Origin of the sequence: Vibrio sp. Isolate23 (assembly GCF_022398095.1) — a bacterium.
Classification (GTDB): Bacteria; Pseudomonadota; Gammaproteobacteria; order Enterobacterales; family Vibrionaceae; genus Vibrio; species Vibrio coralliilyticus_A.
The window spans coordinates 288134-305196 of record NZ_JAKEUV010000004.1 but is presented as its reverse complement, the minus strand read 5'-3'; the positions used below and the strand labels follow the sequence as shown (position 1 = coordinate 305196).

The 17063-nt window shown below is 44.6% G+C and carries 14 protein-coding genes; 2 read left to right on the top strand and 12 right to left on the bottom strand.

Annotated elements, in window-relative coordinates; all coding sequences use genetic code 11:
- Window positions 1-90: 90 nt before the first annotated feature.
- From L1D31_RS13500 to L1D31_RS13450, 11 genes are all read right to left on the bottom strand, one after another.
- The gene (locus tag L1D31_RS13500; protein ID WP_239837616.1) at window positions 91-1491 is read right to left on the bottom strand and encodes a sigma-54 dependent transcriptional regulator; all 1401 of its coding nucleotides are present in this window, start codon (window positions 1489-1491) and stop codon (window positions 91-93) included.
- Complete coding sequence (locus L1D31_RS13495) at window positions 1491-2552, bottom strand: ATP-binding protein (protein ID WP_239837615.1); 1062 nt, start codon at window positions 2550-2552, stop codon at window positions 1491-1493. The genes L1D31_RS13500 and L1D31_RS13495 overlap by 1 nt, the downstream gene beginning before the upstream one ends.
- A 122-nt stretch (window positions 2553-2674) precedes the next feature.
- Window positions 2675-4138: a sigma-54 dependent transcriptional regulator gene (locus L1D31_RS13490; protein ID WP_239837614.1), complete on the bottom strand. Its 1464-nt coding sequence runs from the start codon at window positions 4136-4138 to the stop codon at window positions 2675-2677.
- 256 nt (window positions 4139-4394) lie between these two features.
- Window positions 4395-4805: a flagellar export chaperone FliS gene (gene fliS, locus L1D31_RS13485; protein WP_239837613.1), complete on the bottom strand. Its 411-nt coding sequence runs from the start codon at window positions 4803-4805 to the stop codon at window positions 4395-4397.
- 12 nt (window positions 4806-4817) lie between these two features.
- The gene (locus L1D31_RS13480; RefSeq protein WP_239837612.1) at window positions 4818-5141 is read right to left on the bottom strand and encodes a flagellar protein FliT; all 324 of its coding nucleotides are present in this window, start codon (window positions 5139-5141) and stop codon (window positions 4818-4820) included.
- Window positions 5125-7149, bottom strand: a complete 2025-nt coding sequence (gene fliD / locus L1D31_RS13475; RefSeq protein ID WP_239837611.1) for a flagellar filament capping protein FliD — start codon at window positions 7147-7149, stop codon at window positions 5125-5127. The genes L1D31_RS13480 and fliD overlap by 17 nt, the downstream gene beginning before the upstream one ends.
- Window positions 7150-7169: 20 nt before the next feature.
- Complete coding sequence (gene flaG, locus L1D31_RS13470; protein ID WP_239837610.1) at window positions 7170-7598, bottom strand: flagellar protein FlaG; 429 nt, start codon at window positions 7596-7598, stop codon at window positions 7170-7172.
- A gap of 70 nt (window positions 7599-7668) precedes the next feature.
- Window positions 7669-8802: a flagellin gene (locus L1D31_RS13465; protein ID WP_239837609.1), complete on the bottom strand. Its 1134-nt coding sequence runs from the start codon at window positions 8800-8802 to the stop codon at window positions 7669-7671.
- 229 nt (window positions 8803-9031) lie between these two features.
- Window positions 9032-10165: a flagellin gene (locus L1D31_RS13460; RefSeq protein WP_239837608.1), complete on the bottom strand. Its 1134-nt coding sequence runs from the start codon at window positions 10163-10165 to the stop codon at window positions 9032-9034.
- Window positions 10166-10411: 246 nt separating this feature from the next.
- A complete protein-coding gene (locus L1D31_RS13455) occupies window positions 10412-11545 on the bottom strand; it encodes a flagellin (RefSeq protein ID WP_239837607.1) in 1134 nt (377 codons plus the stop codon).
- A gap of 157 nt (window positions 11546-11702) precedes the next feature.
- Window positions 11703-12989, bottom strand: a complete 1287-nt coding sequence (locus tag L1D31_RS13450; protein ID WP_239837606.1) for a peptidoglycan DD-metalloendopeptidase family protein — start codon at window positions 12987-12989, stop codon at window positions 11703-11705.
- Window positions 12990-13117: 128 nt separating this feature from the next.
- Here L1D31_RS13450 and tyrS point away from each other — a divergent pair, with 128 nt between their 5' ends.
- The gene (gene tyrS / locus L1D31_RS13445; RefSeq protein ID WP_239837605.1) at window positions 13118-14305 is read left to right on the top strand and encodes a tyrosine--tRNA ligase; all 1188 of its coding nucleotides are present in this window, start codon (window positions 13118-13120) and stop codon (window positions 14303-14305) included.
- A 389-nt stretch (window positions 14306-14694) separates the two neighbouring features.
- On the top strand, window positions 14695-15540 hold the full coding sequence (locus L1D31_RS13440; protein ID WP_239837604.1) for a magnesium transporter: 846 nt from the start codon (window positions 14695-14697) through the stop codon (window positions 15538-15540).
- Here L1D31_RS13440 and dacB read toward each other — a convergent pair.
- Window positions 15519-16949 carry a serine-type D-Ala-D-Ala carboxypeptidase gene (gene dacB, locus L1D31_RS13435; RefSeq protein ID WP_239837603.1) on the bottom strand — a complete coding sequence of 477 codons (1431 nt, stop codon included), beginning with the start codon at window positions 16947-16949 and terminating at the stop codon, window positions 15519-15521. The two genes, L1D31_RS13440 and dacB, sit on opposite strands and share 22 nt — an antisense overlap.
- Window positions 16950-17063: the final 114 nt, after the last annotated feature.

Here is a 17063-nt window from a genome sequence, read left to right as displayed (position 1 = left end):
TCGGACGTCAACTCTTTGACTACAATTATTGCTATAACTATGACGCTGCAATCTACATGCCATATCAATGTGAGCGCCGAAAATAACACGTTAATTTGGAATATCAATCCCCGCATCACGCATTTTGGCTAACTTGTAGCGCAATGTACGTGGGCTAATACCTAGCTTTTCAGCCATTTCTTTTCGACGACCGTTACACTCAGCCAAAGTCTCGAGAATAATGGCATATTCTTGTTCTCGCAGTTCACCACCAAGGCCTGCACTAGAGGCAAACGCATTGTCAGGCTCAGCGATTGGCTTAATATTGGGCGCTGTGATTTCACCTGTTTCAACAACATGCTGTAAGCTACCCGCATCTTGCCAATCTAAGCCTTCAAGTAAAATATGGTCACTCCCTACGTTACCATTTTCACTAAGAATCAATGCACGCTGAACGACATTATCAAGCTCACGGACATTTCCTGGCCAAGAGTAAGCCAGTAACTTATTCATTGCACTCGCTGAAAGGGTTGGGACAGGTAGACCAAGCTTCTTGCAATGACGCTCTATAAGGTGATTAGCTAGAGGCTCGATATCACCTTTGCGTTCACAAAGCGCTGGCCACGCTAACGGGAATACATTCAGGCGATAGTATAAATCTTCTCGGAAGTTCCCTTCCTGAACATACAACTTTAGGTCTCGGTTACTGGTGGCCAAAACTCGAACATCAAGCTTGATACTCTTTCGGCTTCCTAAACGCTCAACTTCACGTTCTTGCAAAACACGCAATAACTTAGCTTGAAGGTTTAAATCCATCTCGCTGATTTCATCCAGCAAAATAGTGCCCCCCTGTGCTTGTTCAAACTTACCTGGGCACGCCTGAACAGCGCCTGTAAAAGCGCCTTTTTCATAACCGAAAAGAGTCGCTTCCAGCATATTGTCTGGAATGGCAGCGCAGTTAATCGCCACAAATGGGCCATCTTTACGGTTTGATGCGTTATGAATGTAGCGCGACATCACTTCTTTACCAGAGCCACTCGGCCCCAAGACCATTACACTAGCGTCTGTTTTCGCCACTTTGTCTGCCATTGCTAACAGCTTTAAACTTTTTTCATCGGCAACAACGGCATCGCCATTATCATCAGATTTGATCGGCGCATAACGACTTACCATGTTCAGTAACACTTCCGGCGCAAATGGCTTAGCCATATAGTCTATCGCGCCATCTTTCATAGCTGAGACCGCATCTTCAATGTTGGCGTACGCCGTCATCAGTAATACAGGTAAGTTTGGCCAATGCTGCTTGATGTTGCGCAGCAGTGCCAGACCACCCATGCCCGCCATTTGCACATCAGAGACGACAATATCTACCTCATGCGCCTTAAGCTTGACTAAGGCATCTTCAGCGCTATCCGCTTCCAACCACTCATATCCAGCCAGTGCTAGGGTATCGACCAAGGCTTCGCGTAGACCTTCATCATCTTCTACGATTAGTACTTTGCTTTGTGCCATTATCCTTCTCCTGTCATTATATCGTGATCAGCTTGCGGAGTACGCTCTAAAGGAATACAGATGGTAAAACATGCACCATCACCTTCCTCAGAAATCAGTTCTAACCTTCCATCGTGAGCACGACATACCATTTGCACAACTGCCAAACCCAATCCTGTGCCTTGGGATCGTGTGGTAAAGAAAGGCTCCATTATTTGATTATGTAGTTCCTTCGGTACACCTGGGCCACTGTCCTGTACCGAGATCTTCAATTCGTTGTTTACCGGACGGAAAAAGACATCGACTTGTGATTGTTTACCCGCAATTTGAATTGCGTTCATCACCAAGTTACTCAGTGCCGATGCCACCGCATTCGCATTGCCAAACAATTGTGTCTCTTCTTTTTCCACTTCAAGATGATAATCAATCTGGCTATTTTTCAGTGCCGTTTCCACCATAGGAGAGAACTCTGAAACCAACTCTGAAATGGTAAAAGGCTTGACCACTTTGTTGTCGCCTCCTTTAGCAAACAACAACATATCGTTGACCTGTTTTTCAAGATCATGCAGACGATCCATCAGCTTACTTTGAAAACGATCTTTGGTTGCGAGAGGTAGATTTGGCGCCCCCAAATTTGAGGCGTACAACATCGCACTGGAAAGAGGTGTTCTGACCTGGTGCGCTAATGAAGCCACCATACGACCTAAGGAAGACAAACGCTGCAAATCACTGATTCGAGATTGTAATAGGCGAGTTTCCGTCAAATCTGTAATCAGGATCAATTGCCCGGTCGTGGAAGCTGAGATCGCCAGCCTCACTTTACGACCGTTGCGAAGCGAGATCTCATGGCCATCATCTTCACGTGGTGCAAAAGCTTGTTGGATAACTTCAAACCATTTCTGTCCAATTAGCGGCATTTCCAATAAACGCTGCGCTTCTGGGTTTGCCTCGTGAACAACACCTTGAGTATCAAGCAAAATCACACCAGCCGGCATCACATCTAATACCTGCTTATAACGTTCAACTTGTTCTTCAAGAGTTCCGAGCGGTTGCTGATTCATGATCGCTTGGGCTGAGTCCATGTCGTATTTCTGCCTTAAAAACTACAATAGCCTGAAATGCAAGAAGCACGCCAGGCTATTTTATATAATTTTCAGACACTTAATGTACAGTCGATATTTTGACAGCGCCGATATTATGCAACTTACCGCTGCACATTATACTTTCTCATCTTCTCCACTAGCGTGGTTCGACGCATACCAAGCATGTCAGCAGCACGAGCAACAACACCACCTTGAGCTTCCAAAGCTTGGTTGATCATATTGATCTCTAACTCTGCCAACATCTCTTTAAGGTTGACCCCTTCAGGAGGCAATTCCTGCGGAGTATTGGAGTTTTCGTGTAAACCATCAGCTTCATCAAGGCTGAAATCTTCAGAGAAAATGTCCTGCAATACATCACGTTCTTGCTCCTCAACTGAAGCAAACACGTTATATTCAGGCTGAAACTCAGGAATATCACTATAGCGATACTTGGTTGGCAAATGGTTAACATCAACCAAGCTATTTGGATAGAGAATAATCATTCTCTCAACAAGGTTGGCTAACTCTCGTACATTTCCCGGCCAGTCATGTTCCATTAATGAATTGATCGCTCGCGGTGTAAAGCAAATTGGCTGAGCGCCCTCGGCTTCCATACGCGTCATCAGCTCTTGCAACAACAATGGAGTATCTTCAATACGATCGCGTAGCGCAGGCATCTCGATTGGGAACACATTTAAGCGATAATAGAGATCCTCACGGAACGACTCATCATCAATCATGGTTTCTAAGTTGCGATGAGTGGCCGCGATGACACGCACATTGACTTTAATCGTAGTATTACCACCAACTCGCTCAAAACACCTTTCTTGAAGCACACGGAGCAACTTAACCTGCATCGGCATTGGCATGTCGCCGATTTCATCAAGAAATAGTGTCCCACCTTCCGCAAGTTCGAAGCGCCCTTTACGAGACGTTATCGCCCCAGTAAAAGCACCTTTCTCATGGCCAAACAACTCACTTTCAAGAAGATCCGGTGGGATAGCTCCACAGTTAATTGGTACAAATGGCCCATTGCGACGAGCAGAGTGATAATGAATATTACGAGCAACGACTTCTTTGCCGGTACCGGAATCGCCTAAAATGAGCACATTTGCTTCAGTGGCGGAGACCTGTTCAATCAGGTGACGAACTTCTTTAATGCCAATACTTTGTCCCACTAGACTGCGAAACAGAGTGTTCTTGCGCGAAGAAGATACATTGACGCCTTTACGGCCTAGAAAGTCCTTGCAATGACGCAGCGCTTCACTTAGCTGGGGATAATTAAGAGGATATTCCAGTTCGCCAACATAATTCGTCATTTCTTCAACTGGATAAGAATGCGTTCCCGCGATAAGTAAAGGAATATGATTTGCCTGAGAGAGCTGAGAACTCAATTGAGTTGAAAAGTGATTATTTTGCAGCGAACCGACAATACATCCTGCCCACACATCTGACCAGTTAACGTCGTTCAGCTGCGCGGAACTTATCGCCTCACATTGCTCTCCGACAAATTCTAATATATTACTCAGATTGATGCGCGCTTGAGCATCATCTTCAATTACGAGCAGCTTTGCTAAACCTTGCATAGGTGAGAATTATTGCCTTTATCTTGAAACGTTGTGGCTGTTATTTCTGTCTCTAACACTAATTTAACTATAGAACAGGATTAGTGATAAACAATTCATAAAATTCAGCAACAAAATAAGCCACTAGGCTACTAAGTGGCTTCTATTCTATTTGATAAAAAAATAAAGGCAACCAAGCAATTAGGTGATGTGACGTTTGCCCAAAAGCTTTTTATGCAAGATATTTCAATACAACCTTATAAGTTTAACTTATCGCTTAAATTCCAACATCGGTTGCGGTCAGGTTATGGTATTCAGGCGGAATCTGTTCCCAAGCTGATTTAATCTCGCGAATGATCTCAATCACATCATCTAGAGGTTGAGGGTCGTTCTTGTGATTCGCCTCAGTTATTTGGGTGATCATGAACTCGTATAACTGATCAAGGTTCTGAGCAATATCACCTCCATCATCCATAGATAGGCAGCTACGTAGACTAATGATGATGTCTAGGGCTTTACCCAGCCTCTCACCTTTGACAGGTATATTACCCTGCTCCATTGCCGCTTTGCCCTGAATTAATCGCTCGATAGCCCCTGCCATCAGCATCTGAACAATTTTATGCGGGGAGGCAGCACTGAGCTGGCTATCTACCGATACCTTCTTGTAAGCCTGTAATGAACCACGCATAACAATCCTCTTTTATATAAATTTCTTGTACTGCTGCACCGATTTATTGCCGTAGCGGTACTTCTTCAAATTACTGCCAAGTTGAGTCGTTTTCTTTTGCATCATCTCGACAGTCAACTGAGTGCGCTTAATAGCACTCTGCCATTCTGGCAACTGAGCTAACTCTTGGTGCTCACTAATAGTACTGATCAAGGTTAGCAATATCTGTTCCCTTTTATCGACCAGTTCAACGATTTCTTCAGTATTAATGTCTGTTGATGAAAGACCACTTACAATATCGTGATCAATATCACCTAAGAATGCGACTTGTGCCAAAAAATCATCCACCCAGTGCATTCATCATACCTGCTAATTGGGACTGCATTTTACTCGTTGCATCCTGCATCGCCGTAAATTTGGCGTGTGTACGTTTCTCTAGACTTTCCATACGGCGATCCAAAGACGCCTGATCATCTTCAAGGCGGTAATTTTGTTCCACCATACTACGCTCACGAGTGCGAATTGAGCCAGTCACCCCCGTTATCCCTTGAATCGCATCTTCGACTTTTTTCGCAAAACCTTGGTTCCCACCAAAAAAGTCTTCCAACTTATTAAAGTTATTATTTAACTGACGATCCAACATCTCATAGTTAATCTCCAGCGTTCCCTGACGCGTCGTGGTAATACCGAACTCAGTCAAGGTTTTTAAATCATCAGGAGCTGGCTCCACATCGGATGAAAAAACAGATTTTAAGCGAGAATCCGCACTGCGCACGACGCTGTCACCCGCTAATGGACCAGCAGCTCCAGTTCTAGGGTCGACTCCAGATAACTCTTGGGAGACCTGATAAAATTGGTTATACGCGGCAACGAATTGCTCAATATCATCACGAACGCCTTGACGATCATATTCAATATCAATTTCCGAAGGTGTTTTTCCTCGCTCTGAGCGGCCTTTAAGGGTCAGATCAACGCCTTCAATCGCATCTTCTATGATGTTGTTATCACTCGATAATTGTGCCACACCATCCAACAACACCTTAGAATCCTGCGCTGCTTGAACTTGAGTCATACCACGGTAAGCATCAAAAGACTCTTGAGCAGATTTAAGATCCGCTTGTGCTTGATCAATACGCTCTAAATACTCCCTTTCTTCTTTAGGCAGTTTGGCACGTTCAAGCTCTTTCGCTTGTTCTGGAGTCAGTTCGCCCGCTAGTACTTTCGCTTCGAGGGCTGCTTTTTCTTGGGCCAGCTTATTTTCAATCTCTGCTTGTCGAGCATCCAATGCCGCCTGCGCTTCTTTTGGCGTGACATAAGAGTCAGTCAATGTACCTGAAGCCGTGATACTCCAACCAGGGATATCTGGTGCTTTTTCCAGTGCTTTGGCATCAAGTTGAGGTTCTGGCTCCCAGTAAGAATCGAGCAGAGTACCTGAAGCAGTTGCAGTCCACCCAGGAATGCGTTCTTCGGGTTTGAGGTATTTATTGGCTTCAGCACCAGCGGCAGCCGCCGCTGCAGCTGCTGCATCTGAAAGTTCGTTACCAGCACTGGCATCTTTAGCCGCATTCGGATCGGCGGCAATTGCCGCTTGTTTAGAGCTGTCGGCAATCTCTTGATCGACAACCTTTGCCGCTTTGACATTGTTCTCAGCAATACGGTCGGCAATCTCTTGCTCTTCTGGTGTAAGAGGTTTGAGCAAATCCTGCGCAGCAGCACGGGCTTGCTCAAGATCTTTAACTCGTTGCTCTAGAGTTTTGTATTCAAGCCTTTTCAGAAGGTTGTCTGGCGCTGATTCAACACTCAGTTTGAGAGCGTTTTGCTCACCAGAATTGCTTGACGCAACGATAAGTCGAGGGCCTTCGACATCGTTGATAACAGATGCCCGAACGCCGGGATTGGTTTTGCTACCATTGATACCGCGAACAATATCAATCAGTTTTGAGTTTTCCTGCACCTCTATAGTGAATTTTTTATCACCAAGAGAAATCTGCAGCTTACCCGGGCCAAACTTTGCATCTTCCGGTAATACATCAGACGCAATCTTATGGCTTTGGGCAAGCTGCAACACATCGATAGCATATCTACCAGCGATAGCTTCAGTGGTTGCCGTCGCAGAAACAACGGTATCATCCGTAGACTCTACCTTTCTTGCGGCGAAAGCTTTCTCCTGACGAAAGCTCGCCATCAAGTTTTTCATCGTATCCAACGACTCTCTGAGCCGCCCGTAGGCACTGATACTGGAATCAATTTTGTCACGCTCATTGTCGATACGTTGCTGCTTAGGCACACGCTCCGAATCGACAATTTTGCTGACCATGGCATTGATATCCATGCCAGAATTCATCCCTACTGGGCCAAAGCTCATTCAATCACCTCAAAATACGATCAAACCGTCTGGTTCAAAAGCCCCGATGAATAACGGGCTGTCTGATCCCTCAGGCGTCGCAGTATTTCTAACATTTCCTCATCGGGTATCTGACGAATGATATCGCCAGTATCCGCTTCATAAATAGTCACTACATCCCTTCCCGACTCTTCATCGACTCGAAAAGATAGGCCAGTATTAATGGATGAAATGAACTCATTCATTTGCTGAACCATCCGCTGCCGCTCTTCCCTATTAAGCTTTTCACGTTGTTGAGACGCTTCTATCGCTTGATTAACAGCTTCTGCGGCTTGCTCCCTGACTTCGGACGTAGATACCTGTTCTTTTCGTGAGGAAACTTGCTGTGCACCATCATATTTTGAAGCAAATTTAGTGCCACTTTCTGAGCCGTAAGGCTGGACGTTCGATGTGTAGGATGGTATTTCCATAACAATCTCCCTTCCACCTTATAGGTTGGTAATCCTGTTACCGACCAATAAGCTCGCTCGAACCTATCGATTAACCTAACAAGCTAAGAGCTGCTGATGGTGATTGTTTTGCCTGCGCCAGTACCGAGGTACTTGCTTGTTGCAAAATCTGCGACTTAGTCATCTGAGTCGTTTCTTTTGCATAGTCGGTATCCCGGATACGGCTACGAGACGCATTAACGTTCTCGTTGATGTTATCCAAGTTGCTGATCGCATGGCTAAAACGGTTCTGGAACGCACCCAATTCCGCACGCTGACTGTCTACTGTTTTCAAAGCACCATCGATAACGGAAACCGCCATCTGTGAGCCCGCCACCGTAGATACATCAACATCGGCTACCGTTTTATTCTCAGCGGCACCAAACCCAATGTCACCGCCTAATGCACCACCAATGGTAACGTCAGTTGCTACTTTGTTATTCGCTGCGAACAACTGTAGCTTACCTTCTTCACCGACTGACGCTTTCACATCTTCACTCTGACCATTAATATAAGTCGCAAGCTGCTCGATGTCGTCACCAACCTTAGCATTTATGGTTAACTGTTTCGCTTCCCCATGTACATCAGTATAGTCCAGAGTCAGATCGGTTGAACCCTGAGAGACGGTCCAGTCATTATCTTTACCCTGTTGCGCAATATAAGCTTTACCACCCATTCCTGAAGTATCTGAACGCATATTGCCCATAGTGAGCATCACTGCTTCACCTGAACTCGCACCGATCTGGAATGACTGACTACCAAATGTACCATTAAGCAATTTGTTACCACCAAACGAGGTAGTTTCTGCGATACGGTTTAATTCGTCGTTAAGCGCTGTCACCTCTTCCTGAATCGCAATTCGTTCCGAACGTGAGTTCGAACCATTTGACGATTGCAGCGACAGGTCACGCATACGTTGAAGGATGTTGGTTGTCTCATTCATTGCACCTTCAGCAGTTTGTGCAATGGAGATACCGTCGTTTGCGTTTTTCACCGCCATGTCTAGACCACGACTTTGCGATGTTAAACGGTTGGAAATTTGCAGGCCTGCAGCGTCATCACGAGCACTGTTTATTTTGTAACCCGATGATAGACGCTCCATCGATCTCTGCATGCCGTCAGCAGCACCATTAAGGTATCGCTGAGCAGTCATCGCAGACACATTGGTGTTTACGTTAATTGCCATATTGATCTCCTTAGGCATTAAGGGTGATGCACTTCAGCGACTCTCACCTCACTTTGGTGCATCTCATTTCTCTCAGTCTTTTAACGGCGGAGAAAATATATCCTTTAGAGATATTTTTAAAAAAATGTCTGTGACAGGCATATTAAAACAACAAAAATGTTTAAAATCAATGGATTATACACACAAAAAAATCCAGCCGAAGCTGGATTTTTTTTCAAGGTTTTCAGACTTAGCCAAGAAGGTTTAAGGCTGCATTTGGCGTTTGTTTCGCCTGAGCAAGAATCGAACTTGATGCCTGAGAAAGAATTTGAGACTTAGTCAATGCTGTTGTTTCTTTCGCAAAGTCTGTGTCTTTGATTCGACTCTTAGATGCATTCACATTCTCGTTAATGTTATCTAAGTTGCTGATTGCATGGCTAAATCGGTTTTGGAATGCACCCAGTTGAGCACGGTGACTATCTACATATTTCAGTGCAGAATCAATAATTGCCACAGACTCTTGAGCGCCACCCACTGATGTTACGTCAATGCTATCCACAGTCACTGCTTGACCTTGGCCCATGCTTAGCTCACCAGCCAGACCGCCTCCAAAACTAACTTCACCTTCGACTTTGTCTGTGCCAGCGAAGACTTGCAATTGCCCTTCTTCGTCCACTGATGCTTTAACCATATCAGTTTGACCATTGATGTATGTCGCTAGCTCCTCAATATCATCACCTTCTTTCGCATTGATATTAATAGTTTGCTGTTGACCATCTATATCCGTCAATGTGATAGCGAGGTCGTTTGCACCAGCCTGTACGGTCCAATCTTTATCTTTACCATTTGCAGCTTGGTAGCTTGTACCACCCATGCCAACGTTGTCTGAACGCATGTTGTTCAACGTCAACATAACCGCTTCACCGTTATCGGCACCAATTTGGAAAGATCTCGTCGCATAAGTACCGTTTAGTAGTTTATTACCACCAAAAGAGGTTGTCTCTGCGATACGATTAAGTTCGTCATTTAATGCTGTCACTTCTTCCTGAATCGCAACACGCTCTGATTTAGAGTTAGATCCGTTCGCAGATTGTAGCGAAAGATCACGCATACGTTGCAGGATGTTTGTGGTTTCATTCATCGCACCTTCAGCAGTTTGCGCGATAGAAATACCGTCATTCGCGTTACGTACTGCAACATCTAGACCGCGGCTTTGCGCATTCAAACGATTAGAGATCTGTAGACCTGCGGCGTCATCTTTAGCGCTATTAATTTTAAAGCCAGAAGATAGACGTTCCATTGACGTTTGTTGTGCATTGTTCGCGCTATTTAGGTAACGCTGTGCTGTCATTGCTGCGACGTTAGTGTTTACATTCACTGCCATGGTGATTTCTCCGTTTGATTTTCCGATGTAACCGGTTTCCGACGTCTCGGAAAACCAAAGTAGTTCTCTCAAAGTTACTTTTATTAACGGCTCAATCTCGAAAACCTTGAGCTCTTTCTTTCATTTTTTTTGAAAAAAGTGTGTTAAGAGAGGAAAAATTGACCAAATCAAAGAAACACAAAGAAAACCGTTTATTTTTGCTAAAGCTTTATCTGACTCAGTCGATAGTATTTTCTTTTTTGATAATTAACCCAATAAGGTAAGGGCAAGGTTGGGCTGCTGTTTAGCCTGTGCCAAAATTGATGTGCTAACTTGCTGTAAAATCTGTTGCTTAATCATTTGGGTGGTTTCCTTGGCATAATCGGTGTCCTTTATACGGCTATTCGATGCAGCCAAGTTTTCATTGATATTCCCAAGGTTATTAATTGCATGATTAAAGCGATTTTGTATTGCTCCCAATTCAGCGCGGTGACCATCGACATACTTAAGTGCAGTATCTATCACAGAGACAGCCCGCTGGGCACCACCCACTTTGGAAATATCTAAGTTATCAACCGCTTCATACCCAACGAGACCAATTTGAAGCTCAGTAGCAAGGCTGCCAGAGAAAGAAAGAGTGCCTGAAGTTTCTTTGCCTGCCATAAAGAGCTGCAACTGCCCCTCTTCATTTACTGACGCCGAGACTTTATCGGTTTGGCCGTTGATATAGGTAGCCAGTTCTTCAATGTCATCGCCCACTTTGGCTTCAACTTGAATTAAATCCTGCTGACCTTGGGCGTTAGTGTACTCCATTACCAACGTCTGACTGCCTTGAGAAACCTGCCAATTACTGCCTGCTTTTTCCGCGGCTATATAACTAAAACCTCCCATATCCAAGCTATCCGACCGCATGTTTTTCAGTGAGACTTGAACCGCTTCACCGGAGCTAGCACCAATCTGGAAAGATGAACTAGTAAATGAGCCATTGAGCAACTTTCGGCCACCAAAAGAGGTCGTTTCGGCAATTCTATTCAATTCATCATTCAAAGCGGCCATTTCTTCCTGTAATGCGTCTCTTTCTGCTCGGCTATTTGAACCATTCGCTGATTGTAGTGAAAGATCACGCATACGTTGAAGAAGGTTGGTCGTCTCATTCATGGCGCCTTCAGCGGTCTGCATAATCGAGATGCCGTCGTTGGCATTACGCATCGCCACATCCAAACCACGCATCTGAGACTCAAGTCGATTGGAGATCTGCAACCCTGCTGCATCGTCTTTAGCACTATTAATTCGATTCCCTGAAGATAGCCTCTCCAGAGATTGATTCAACATGTCCGTCGCATTGGTTAAATAACGCTGAGCGGTCATTGCTGATACGTTGGTATTAACAGTGATGGCCATAACAGTAGATAGTCACTCTTTAATAGGATTACTTGTTATATCGGCCTAAGCCCATTTTCTTTAGCCTTTCACAGCCAAAAAAAACGAGCATTTTCTCTTAATTAAACGGATGCTGTTGCTGTCACAGCATTCAAATAAGGTTCATTTAGTGAGTAAATTATCGGGTCGCTAGTAGATCGCCATAACGCTCAAGTTTACTCAGCCTCAAATTAGCATTGGCGATAAAGGTCGTTTTATCCTTTCCAGTCAGAGACTTAGATTGCGGTAATTTAACGGTTCTTGGATTTTTGTGCACGCCGTTGACCAAAAACTCGTAATGCAGGTGTGGGCCTGTCACTCGCCCTGTACCACCTAAAGTACCAATTGTTTGACCTTGTTTCACTCTTTGGCCTGTTTTCACCTTACGCTTAGTTAAGTGCAAATACTTGGTGATATAGGTATTGCTGTGTTTGATAAACACATAGTTACCGTTGAATTGGTTGTAACTGGATTTTTGTACGATACCATCGCCTGCCGCCCAAATAGGGGTTCCAACTGGAGCTGCGTAGTCCGTGCCTCTATGCGCGCGCACCTTACCAGTGACAGGATGACGACGACGCGGATTAAAGTTTGACGACACACGGCGGAAATCGAGAGGCGAGCGCAAAAATGCTTTCTTCATTGCACGGCCATTCTCGTCGTAGTAATTGCCATTTTTATCGTTGAGAATTGCTTTGAAAGTATCACCTTGGTTAGTAAAAATCGCCGCAATAATCTTGCCACGTCCAACAACTTCCCCTTCGACCACACGCTCTTGATAAAGAATTTCAAAATGATCTCCTTTGCGGATATCAAGAGCGAAATCAATGTCCCAACCAAAAATACCTGCCAGTTCCATGATCTGGTTGGCCGTCAAACCAGCACCCACACCTGCATTCCAGAAGTTAGACGTAATGTCGGCCTCTGCATAGTTGTATTGATAATGCACTTCCTTCTTGTCTAGCGATGAAGTAAAGCCTTTATCTGAACGGGTAATCAAAAAGGTTTCGTAGGCACTGAGCTGACGTTGAATCTGAACCAACTGATTATTGGTATCAAAGCCAAATTGAAATGAATCACCAGGCCGGACACGAGTCAGCTGTCGTTTAATTTCATCACTGGTAGTCGTGAGATCATAGAGAAGCCGAGATGACAAACCCGCACGTTGGAAGAGCAATGCCATACTGTCACCAGAACCTATGGTATGTTTCTCCCAGCGTAACGCTGCTGTCGTATTTTCAGAACGCGAAGAAACCAATGTATCCGCATTGATAGAAATAGGATAGTGCTCTCCGACCTTATATCGTTTTTCGTCCGGTCTGAGATCTTGAGGTGATGGTAGAAACAGCGCGATGACAATCAATGCACTAAATAAGGCGATACAGGCTCGGTGCATCCATGGAAGTCGAGCGAAAATAGACAACATTTATGTTCGTTCTACAAAATTCAGTAAAAATAGTCAGCTGTTTAGTCTAACTGGTTTCAAAAAGCATCGCTATTCAAGTAAGATGGGAAATTACCAAATTTTTGCCAAATCTGTGGGAGTGAACAAGAATGGCGAGCATTGAAGCTGCACTGGCCGAGATTAAACGCGGCGTTGAAGAGCTAATTCCAGAAGAAGAGCTGATTGAAAAGCTAAAAGAAAATCGTCCTCTACGTATCAAATTGGGTGCCGATCCAACTGCTCCGGACATTCACCTAGGCCACACGGTTATTTTCAATAAGCTACGCTTGTTCCAAGAGCTAGGTCATGAAGTTACCTTCCTTATTGGTGACTTTACAGCAATGGTTGGTGATCCAACGGGTAAGAACACCACTCGCCCACCACTAAGCCGTGAAGATGTACTGCGTAATGCTGAAACATACAAAGAGCAGGTATTTAAAATTCTAGACCCTGCGAAAACCAAAATTCAATTTAACTCTGAATGGTTGTCTGAATTAGGTGCCGAAGGCATGATTCGCCTTGCTGCTAACCAGACCGTTGCACGTATGCTGGAACGTGATGATTTCAAAAAGCGTTACGCAGGTGGTCAGCCGATTGCTATTCATGAGTTTATGTACCCATTACTCCAAGGCTGGGACTCCGTAGCAATGGAAACCGACGTTGAACTAGGCGGTACCGACCAGAAATTTAACCTGTTAATGGGTCGCGAACTGCAAAAAGCTAATGGGCAGAAACCGCAAACAGTTCTTATGATGCCATTACTTGTTGGCCTAGACGGTGAAAAGAAAATGTCTAAGTCTGCCAACAACTACATTGGTATCAGCGAAGCGCCAAGTGAAATGTTCGGTAAGATCATGTCAATCTCCGATGATTTGATGTGGAGTTACTACGAGCTTCTATCTTTCCGTCCTCTTGAAGAGATTCAAGCGCTCAAGGCGGGGGTAGAATCAGGTAAGAATCCACGTGATGTTAAAGTTGCTCTAGCGAAAGAGATTATTGCTCGCTTCCACAGCGAAGCTGATGCAGATGCGGCAGAACAAGAGTTCGTCAATCGTTTTGCTAAGAACCAAATTCCTGATGAAATGCCAGAATTTGCTTTTGATGCCGGTCTTCCTGTGAGTAATATTCTAAAAGAAGCAGGACTGTGCGCTTCCACTTCAGAGGCGATGCGCATGGTTAAACAAGGGGCTGCAAAGATTGACGGTGAGAAAGTTGCCGATTCTAAGTTTTCCCCAGAAGCCGGGACTTATGTATTCCAAGTTGGTAAGCGTAAATTTGCTCGTATTACCGTGCAATAAGCTCTGATTAAAACGATAAAAAGCGCCACATTGGCGCTTTTTTTATACGATAAGTTTGACTGAACACCCGTGTTTTTTTCATTAAATTGACTGTAAAAAACTTTGGGGTTTGTTATCATGCCCGCGCTGCCAAACTGGCAGTTTATTCGGAGATTTTTATGAACAATACCGACCATCCTCCTAGTATGAAGGGAGAAAAATAACCCCACTTCGGTATTGGCGTTCTTCGTCTCTGCCTAAGTGGCAGAGTGACTCTTTTCTAAAGCAATCTCTAATTTTTCTCCTTCCTTTCTAGAGCTCAGTTACAGGCTCATACTCAGTATGCGTTTGGCGTGTTGTACGTTCTGTAACTTGATGGTCGTTACCTACTGCCAATCGGGAGATTCGCCATGACGGTAATGAGCAATACATACATTGAAAACACCCCGCACTTTTCATCAGAAGAAATCGGGGCAGCTCGTAATGCATTTCTGCAATACGAACAAAGCCAGCAAGTTCACTTGTTGACGGTAATGTCGATTGAAGAGGCGGTGGCTATCTTGCACCACTGTTCAATTGGTTATGTCCAACAATTAATGTCAGTGCTGGAAAACGAGGGCCATGACAAGCTGGCACGGCATTATGCGCATCGGTTAGGCTTAATTCACTCTGAAGTGGAAACATCCAACAGCTATTTACGGACTTCTGTTTTGGGGCACGTAAAACAGCGTATCGGCTGGATTATTGCTTTAGCGCTACTGGGCATAGTTTCTGGGCTAATCATTGCTCAATATGAAGATACATTAAGTCAACTGGTACTATTAGCAGTTTACATGCCTGTTATTGCAGCGGCAGGAGGCAATACTGGGACTCAAGCAGCGACTTTGGTGATACGGGCTTTAGCAACAGGAGAGTTGAAAAAGCGCCAATGGTTAGCAGTATTCTGGAAAGAAAGCCGCGTGGCGCTCTGTTTGGCTTTAGCAATCGCTTTGGTCATTGTCGGCAGAGTGATGCTCTTTAGTGATGGGGCATCAACGGGAGGTTTTGCACTTACGAGTATCGCATTAGCGATTGCTATCGCGCTGTTTATTCAGGTCACAATGTCGACAACTTTAGGCGGCTTGTTACCCATCCTAGCGAGGGCATTTAAGCTGGACCCTGCTGTGTTGGTGAGCCCAGTGTTAGCATCGATTGTCGATATATCAGGAATGTGGGTTTACTTTACGGTTGTGAATCACTTCTTAGGTATTGCCTGACTGAACTTAACGATGTCTTTATAAAACAGAGTTTCAAATTGAGTGATAGCAGCGATGGTAGGTTTGCTATCGCTCTTTTTCTTTGGTGGCAGGTAGTCTGCTACATATTGTACAAATAACGTCGATGGTTTTCCTGAATGGTCTAAACCGAATCCCGCCATGTTATAACTTCCGTAAAGTGAGCCACTTTTTGCAATAAACGCCCCTTTCACTGGAGCTTTGCGCATACTTCGACGATATTTGAGCGTGCCAGATTCACCAGATTTTGGCATTAATTCGATCAGCTTTAGCTTATCGTTGTTGAGCCAGATATAGCGCAAAATTTTCGCCATGGCATGACTGGTGAAGCGATTGTTGCGTGACAAGCCAGACCCATCAGCCAAAGGAGTAGACTCAAGATCTACCCCTGTATTGGAGAAGATAATTTGCTTAATGGCTTGAGTCCCATTACTGAAGCTGCCCGGCTGAATATAAAATCTCGCCCCGAGTGTTTTTGTCAGATTATCAGCAATCAAGTTGTCTGATTTTTTCAGCATTGTTTCAAGTAGCTTGGAGAGCGGTAACGAACTGTGGGTAGCAAGTAGAACATCACTTTCAGTATGTTTTGGCATGCCAACACGAACGGAGCCATTAAAAGAGAGATCGAGCTGGTTTAACACATTATTTAACATGCGTTGAGTGTAAAGCTCTGGGTTTTGTACTGCGAATTTTAACGGTAGAGGTTTGCTCCGTTTAGTTAAACAACCTTGTAACTGATAGTGGTTATCAGGGGAGGAAATAAGTTCTAGGTCACACTGAGTACTTTCTTGTTGGTCTTTACTCACACTCAACGCCTGAGTGGTTACGTAGATGGGGAAATGTTCAGGCACATAAACGCGAGTATCGCCATCATCTTGAGTATATATGGAGGCTTGAACACAGTTACCATCAAGAGAAATTGCAGTTGCAGGTGCACTGTAGCAAACACCTAAAATATCCCATGGCCAGCCTACAGCGCGATCGTATCCGGTAAAGGCACTGTTATCCAACCATATATCACCTTCAATATGGCGAAGCCCATTTCTTTTCGCGACGACAAACAATTGCTTTAAATCCTCAGTCGTCAGAGTGGGGTCTCCTGAAAAGTGGATGACGATGTCTTTACCCACCCGCTTGAGCTGTGTTTCAAAGCGAAATTGATCCCCTAACTCCAACTTTGCCGCTAAGGCAGTAACAAGCTTCAATGTACTCGCAGGGGGGAAAAAAAGCTCGCGATTATGCGTATCAATTAACGTGTTTTGTTCAACAAGTGATTCGACAAGCAGAGCCGCTCTGCTGCCCTCAGGTAACTGGGCTACAGGTGTATACGCGAAAGAGGGCAATGAGAACAAAGAGATAAGAACGAACAGAGACCGTTTGAAAAGCTGCATAGCAAGGCGCCGTGAGATAGAAAAGACAGAAAACAGTATAACCAGTAAAAAAAGCGCCCGCTATAAGCTAGCCTATTACCGCCCAAAAGACACTGGGCTGAAAACCTAACAATC

Coding starts and splice junctions, on each gene's coding strand:
- L1D31_RS13500 (WP_239837616.1), bottom strand. CDS start 1,491: ATGGCACAAAGCAAAGTACTAATCGTAGAAGATGATGAAGGTCTACGC.
- L1D31_RS13495 (WP_239837615.1), bottom strand. CDS start 2,552: ATGGACTCAGCCCAAGCGATCATGAATCAGCAACCGCTCGGAACTCTT.
- L1D31_RS13490 (WP_239837614.1), bottom strand. CDS start 4,138: ATGCAAGGTTTAGCAAAGCTGCTCGTAATTGAAGATGATGCTCAAGCG.
- fliS (WP_239837613.1), bottom strand. CDS start 4,805: ATGCGTGGTTCATTACAGGCTTACAAGAAGGTATCGGTAGATAGCCAG.
- L1D31_RS13480 (WP_239837612.1), bottom strand. CDS start 5,141: ATGCACTGGGTGGATGATTTTTTGGCACAAGTCGCATTCTTAGGTGAT.
- fliD (WP_239837611.1), bottom strand. CDS start 7,149: ATGAGCTTTGGCCCAGTAGGGATGAATTCTGGCATGGATATCAATGCC.
- flaG (WP_239837610.1), bottom strand. CDS start 7,598: ATGGAAATACCATCCTACACATCGAACGTCCAGCCTTACGGCTCAGAA.
- L1D31_RS13465 (WP_239837609.1), bottom strand. CDS start 8,802: ATGGCAATTAACGTAAACACCAATGTGTCTGCGATGACTGCTCAGCGA.
- L1D31_RS13460 (WP_239837608.1), bottom strand. CDS start 10,165: ATGGCAGTGAATGTAAACACTAACGTCGCAGCAATGACAGCACAGCGT.
- L1D31_RS13455 (WP_239837607.1), bottom strand. CDS start 11,545: ATGGCCATCACTGTTAATACCAACGTATCAGCAATGACCGCTCAGCGT.
- L1D31_RS13450 (WP_239837606.1), bottom strand. CDS start 12,989: ATGTTGTCTATTTTCGCTCGACTTCCATGGATGCACCGAGCCTGTATC.
- tyrS (WP_239837605.1), top strand. CDS start 13,118: ATGGCGAGCATTGAAGCTGCACTGGCCGAGATTAAACGCGGCGTTGAA.
- L1D31_RS13440 (WP_239837604.1), top strand. CDS start 14,695: ATGACGGTAATGAGCAATACATACATTGAAAACACCCCGCACTTTTCA.
- dacB (WP_239837603.1), bottom strand. CDS start 16,949: ATGCAGCTTTTCAAACGGTCTCTGTTCGTTCTTATCTCTTTGTTCTCA.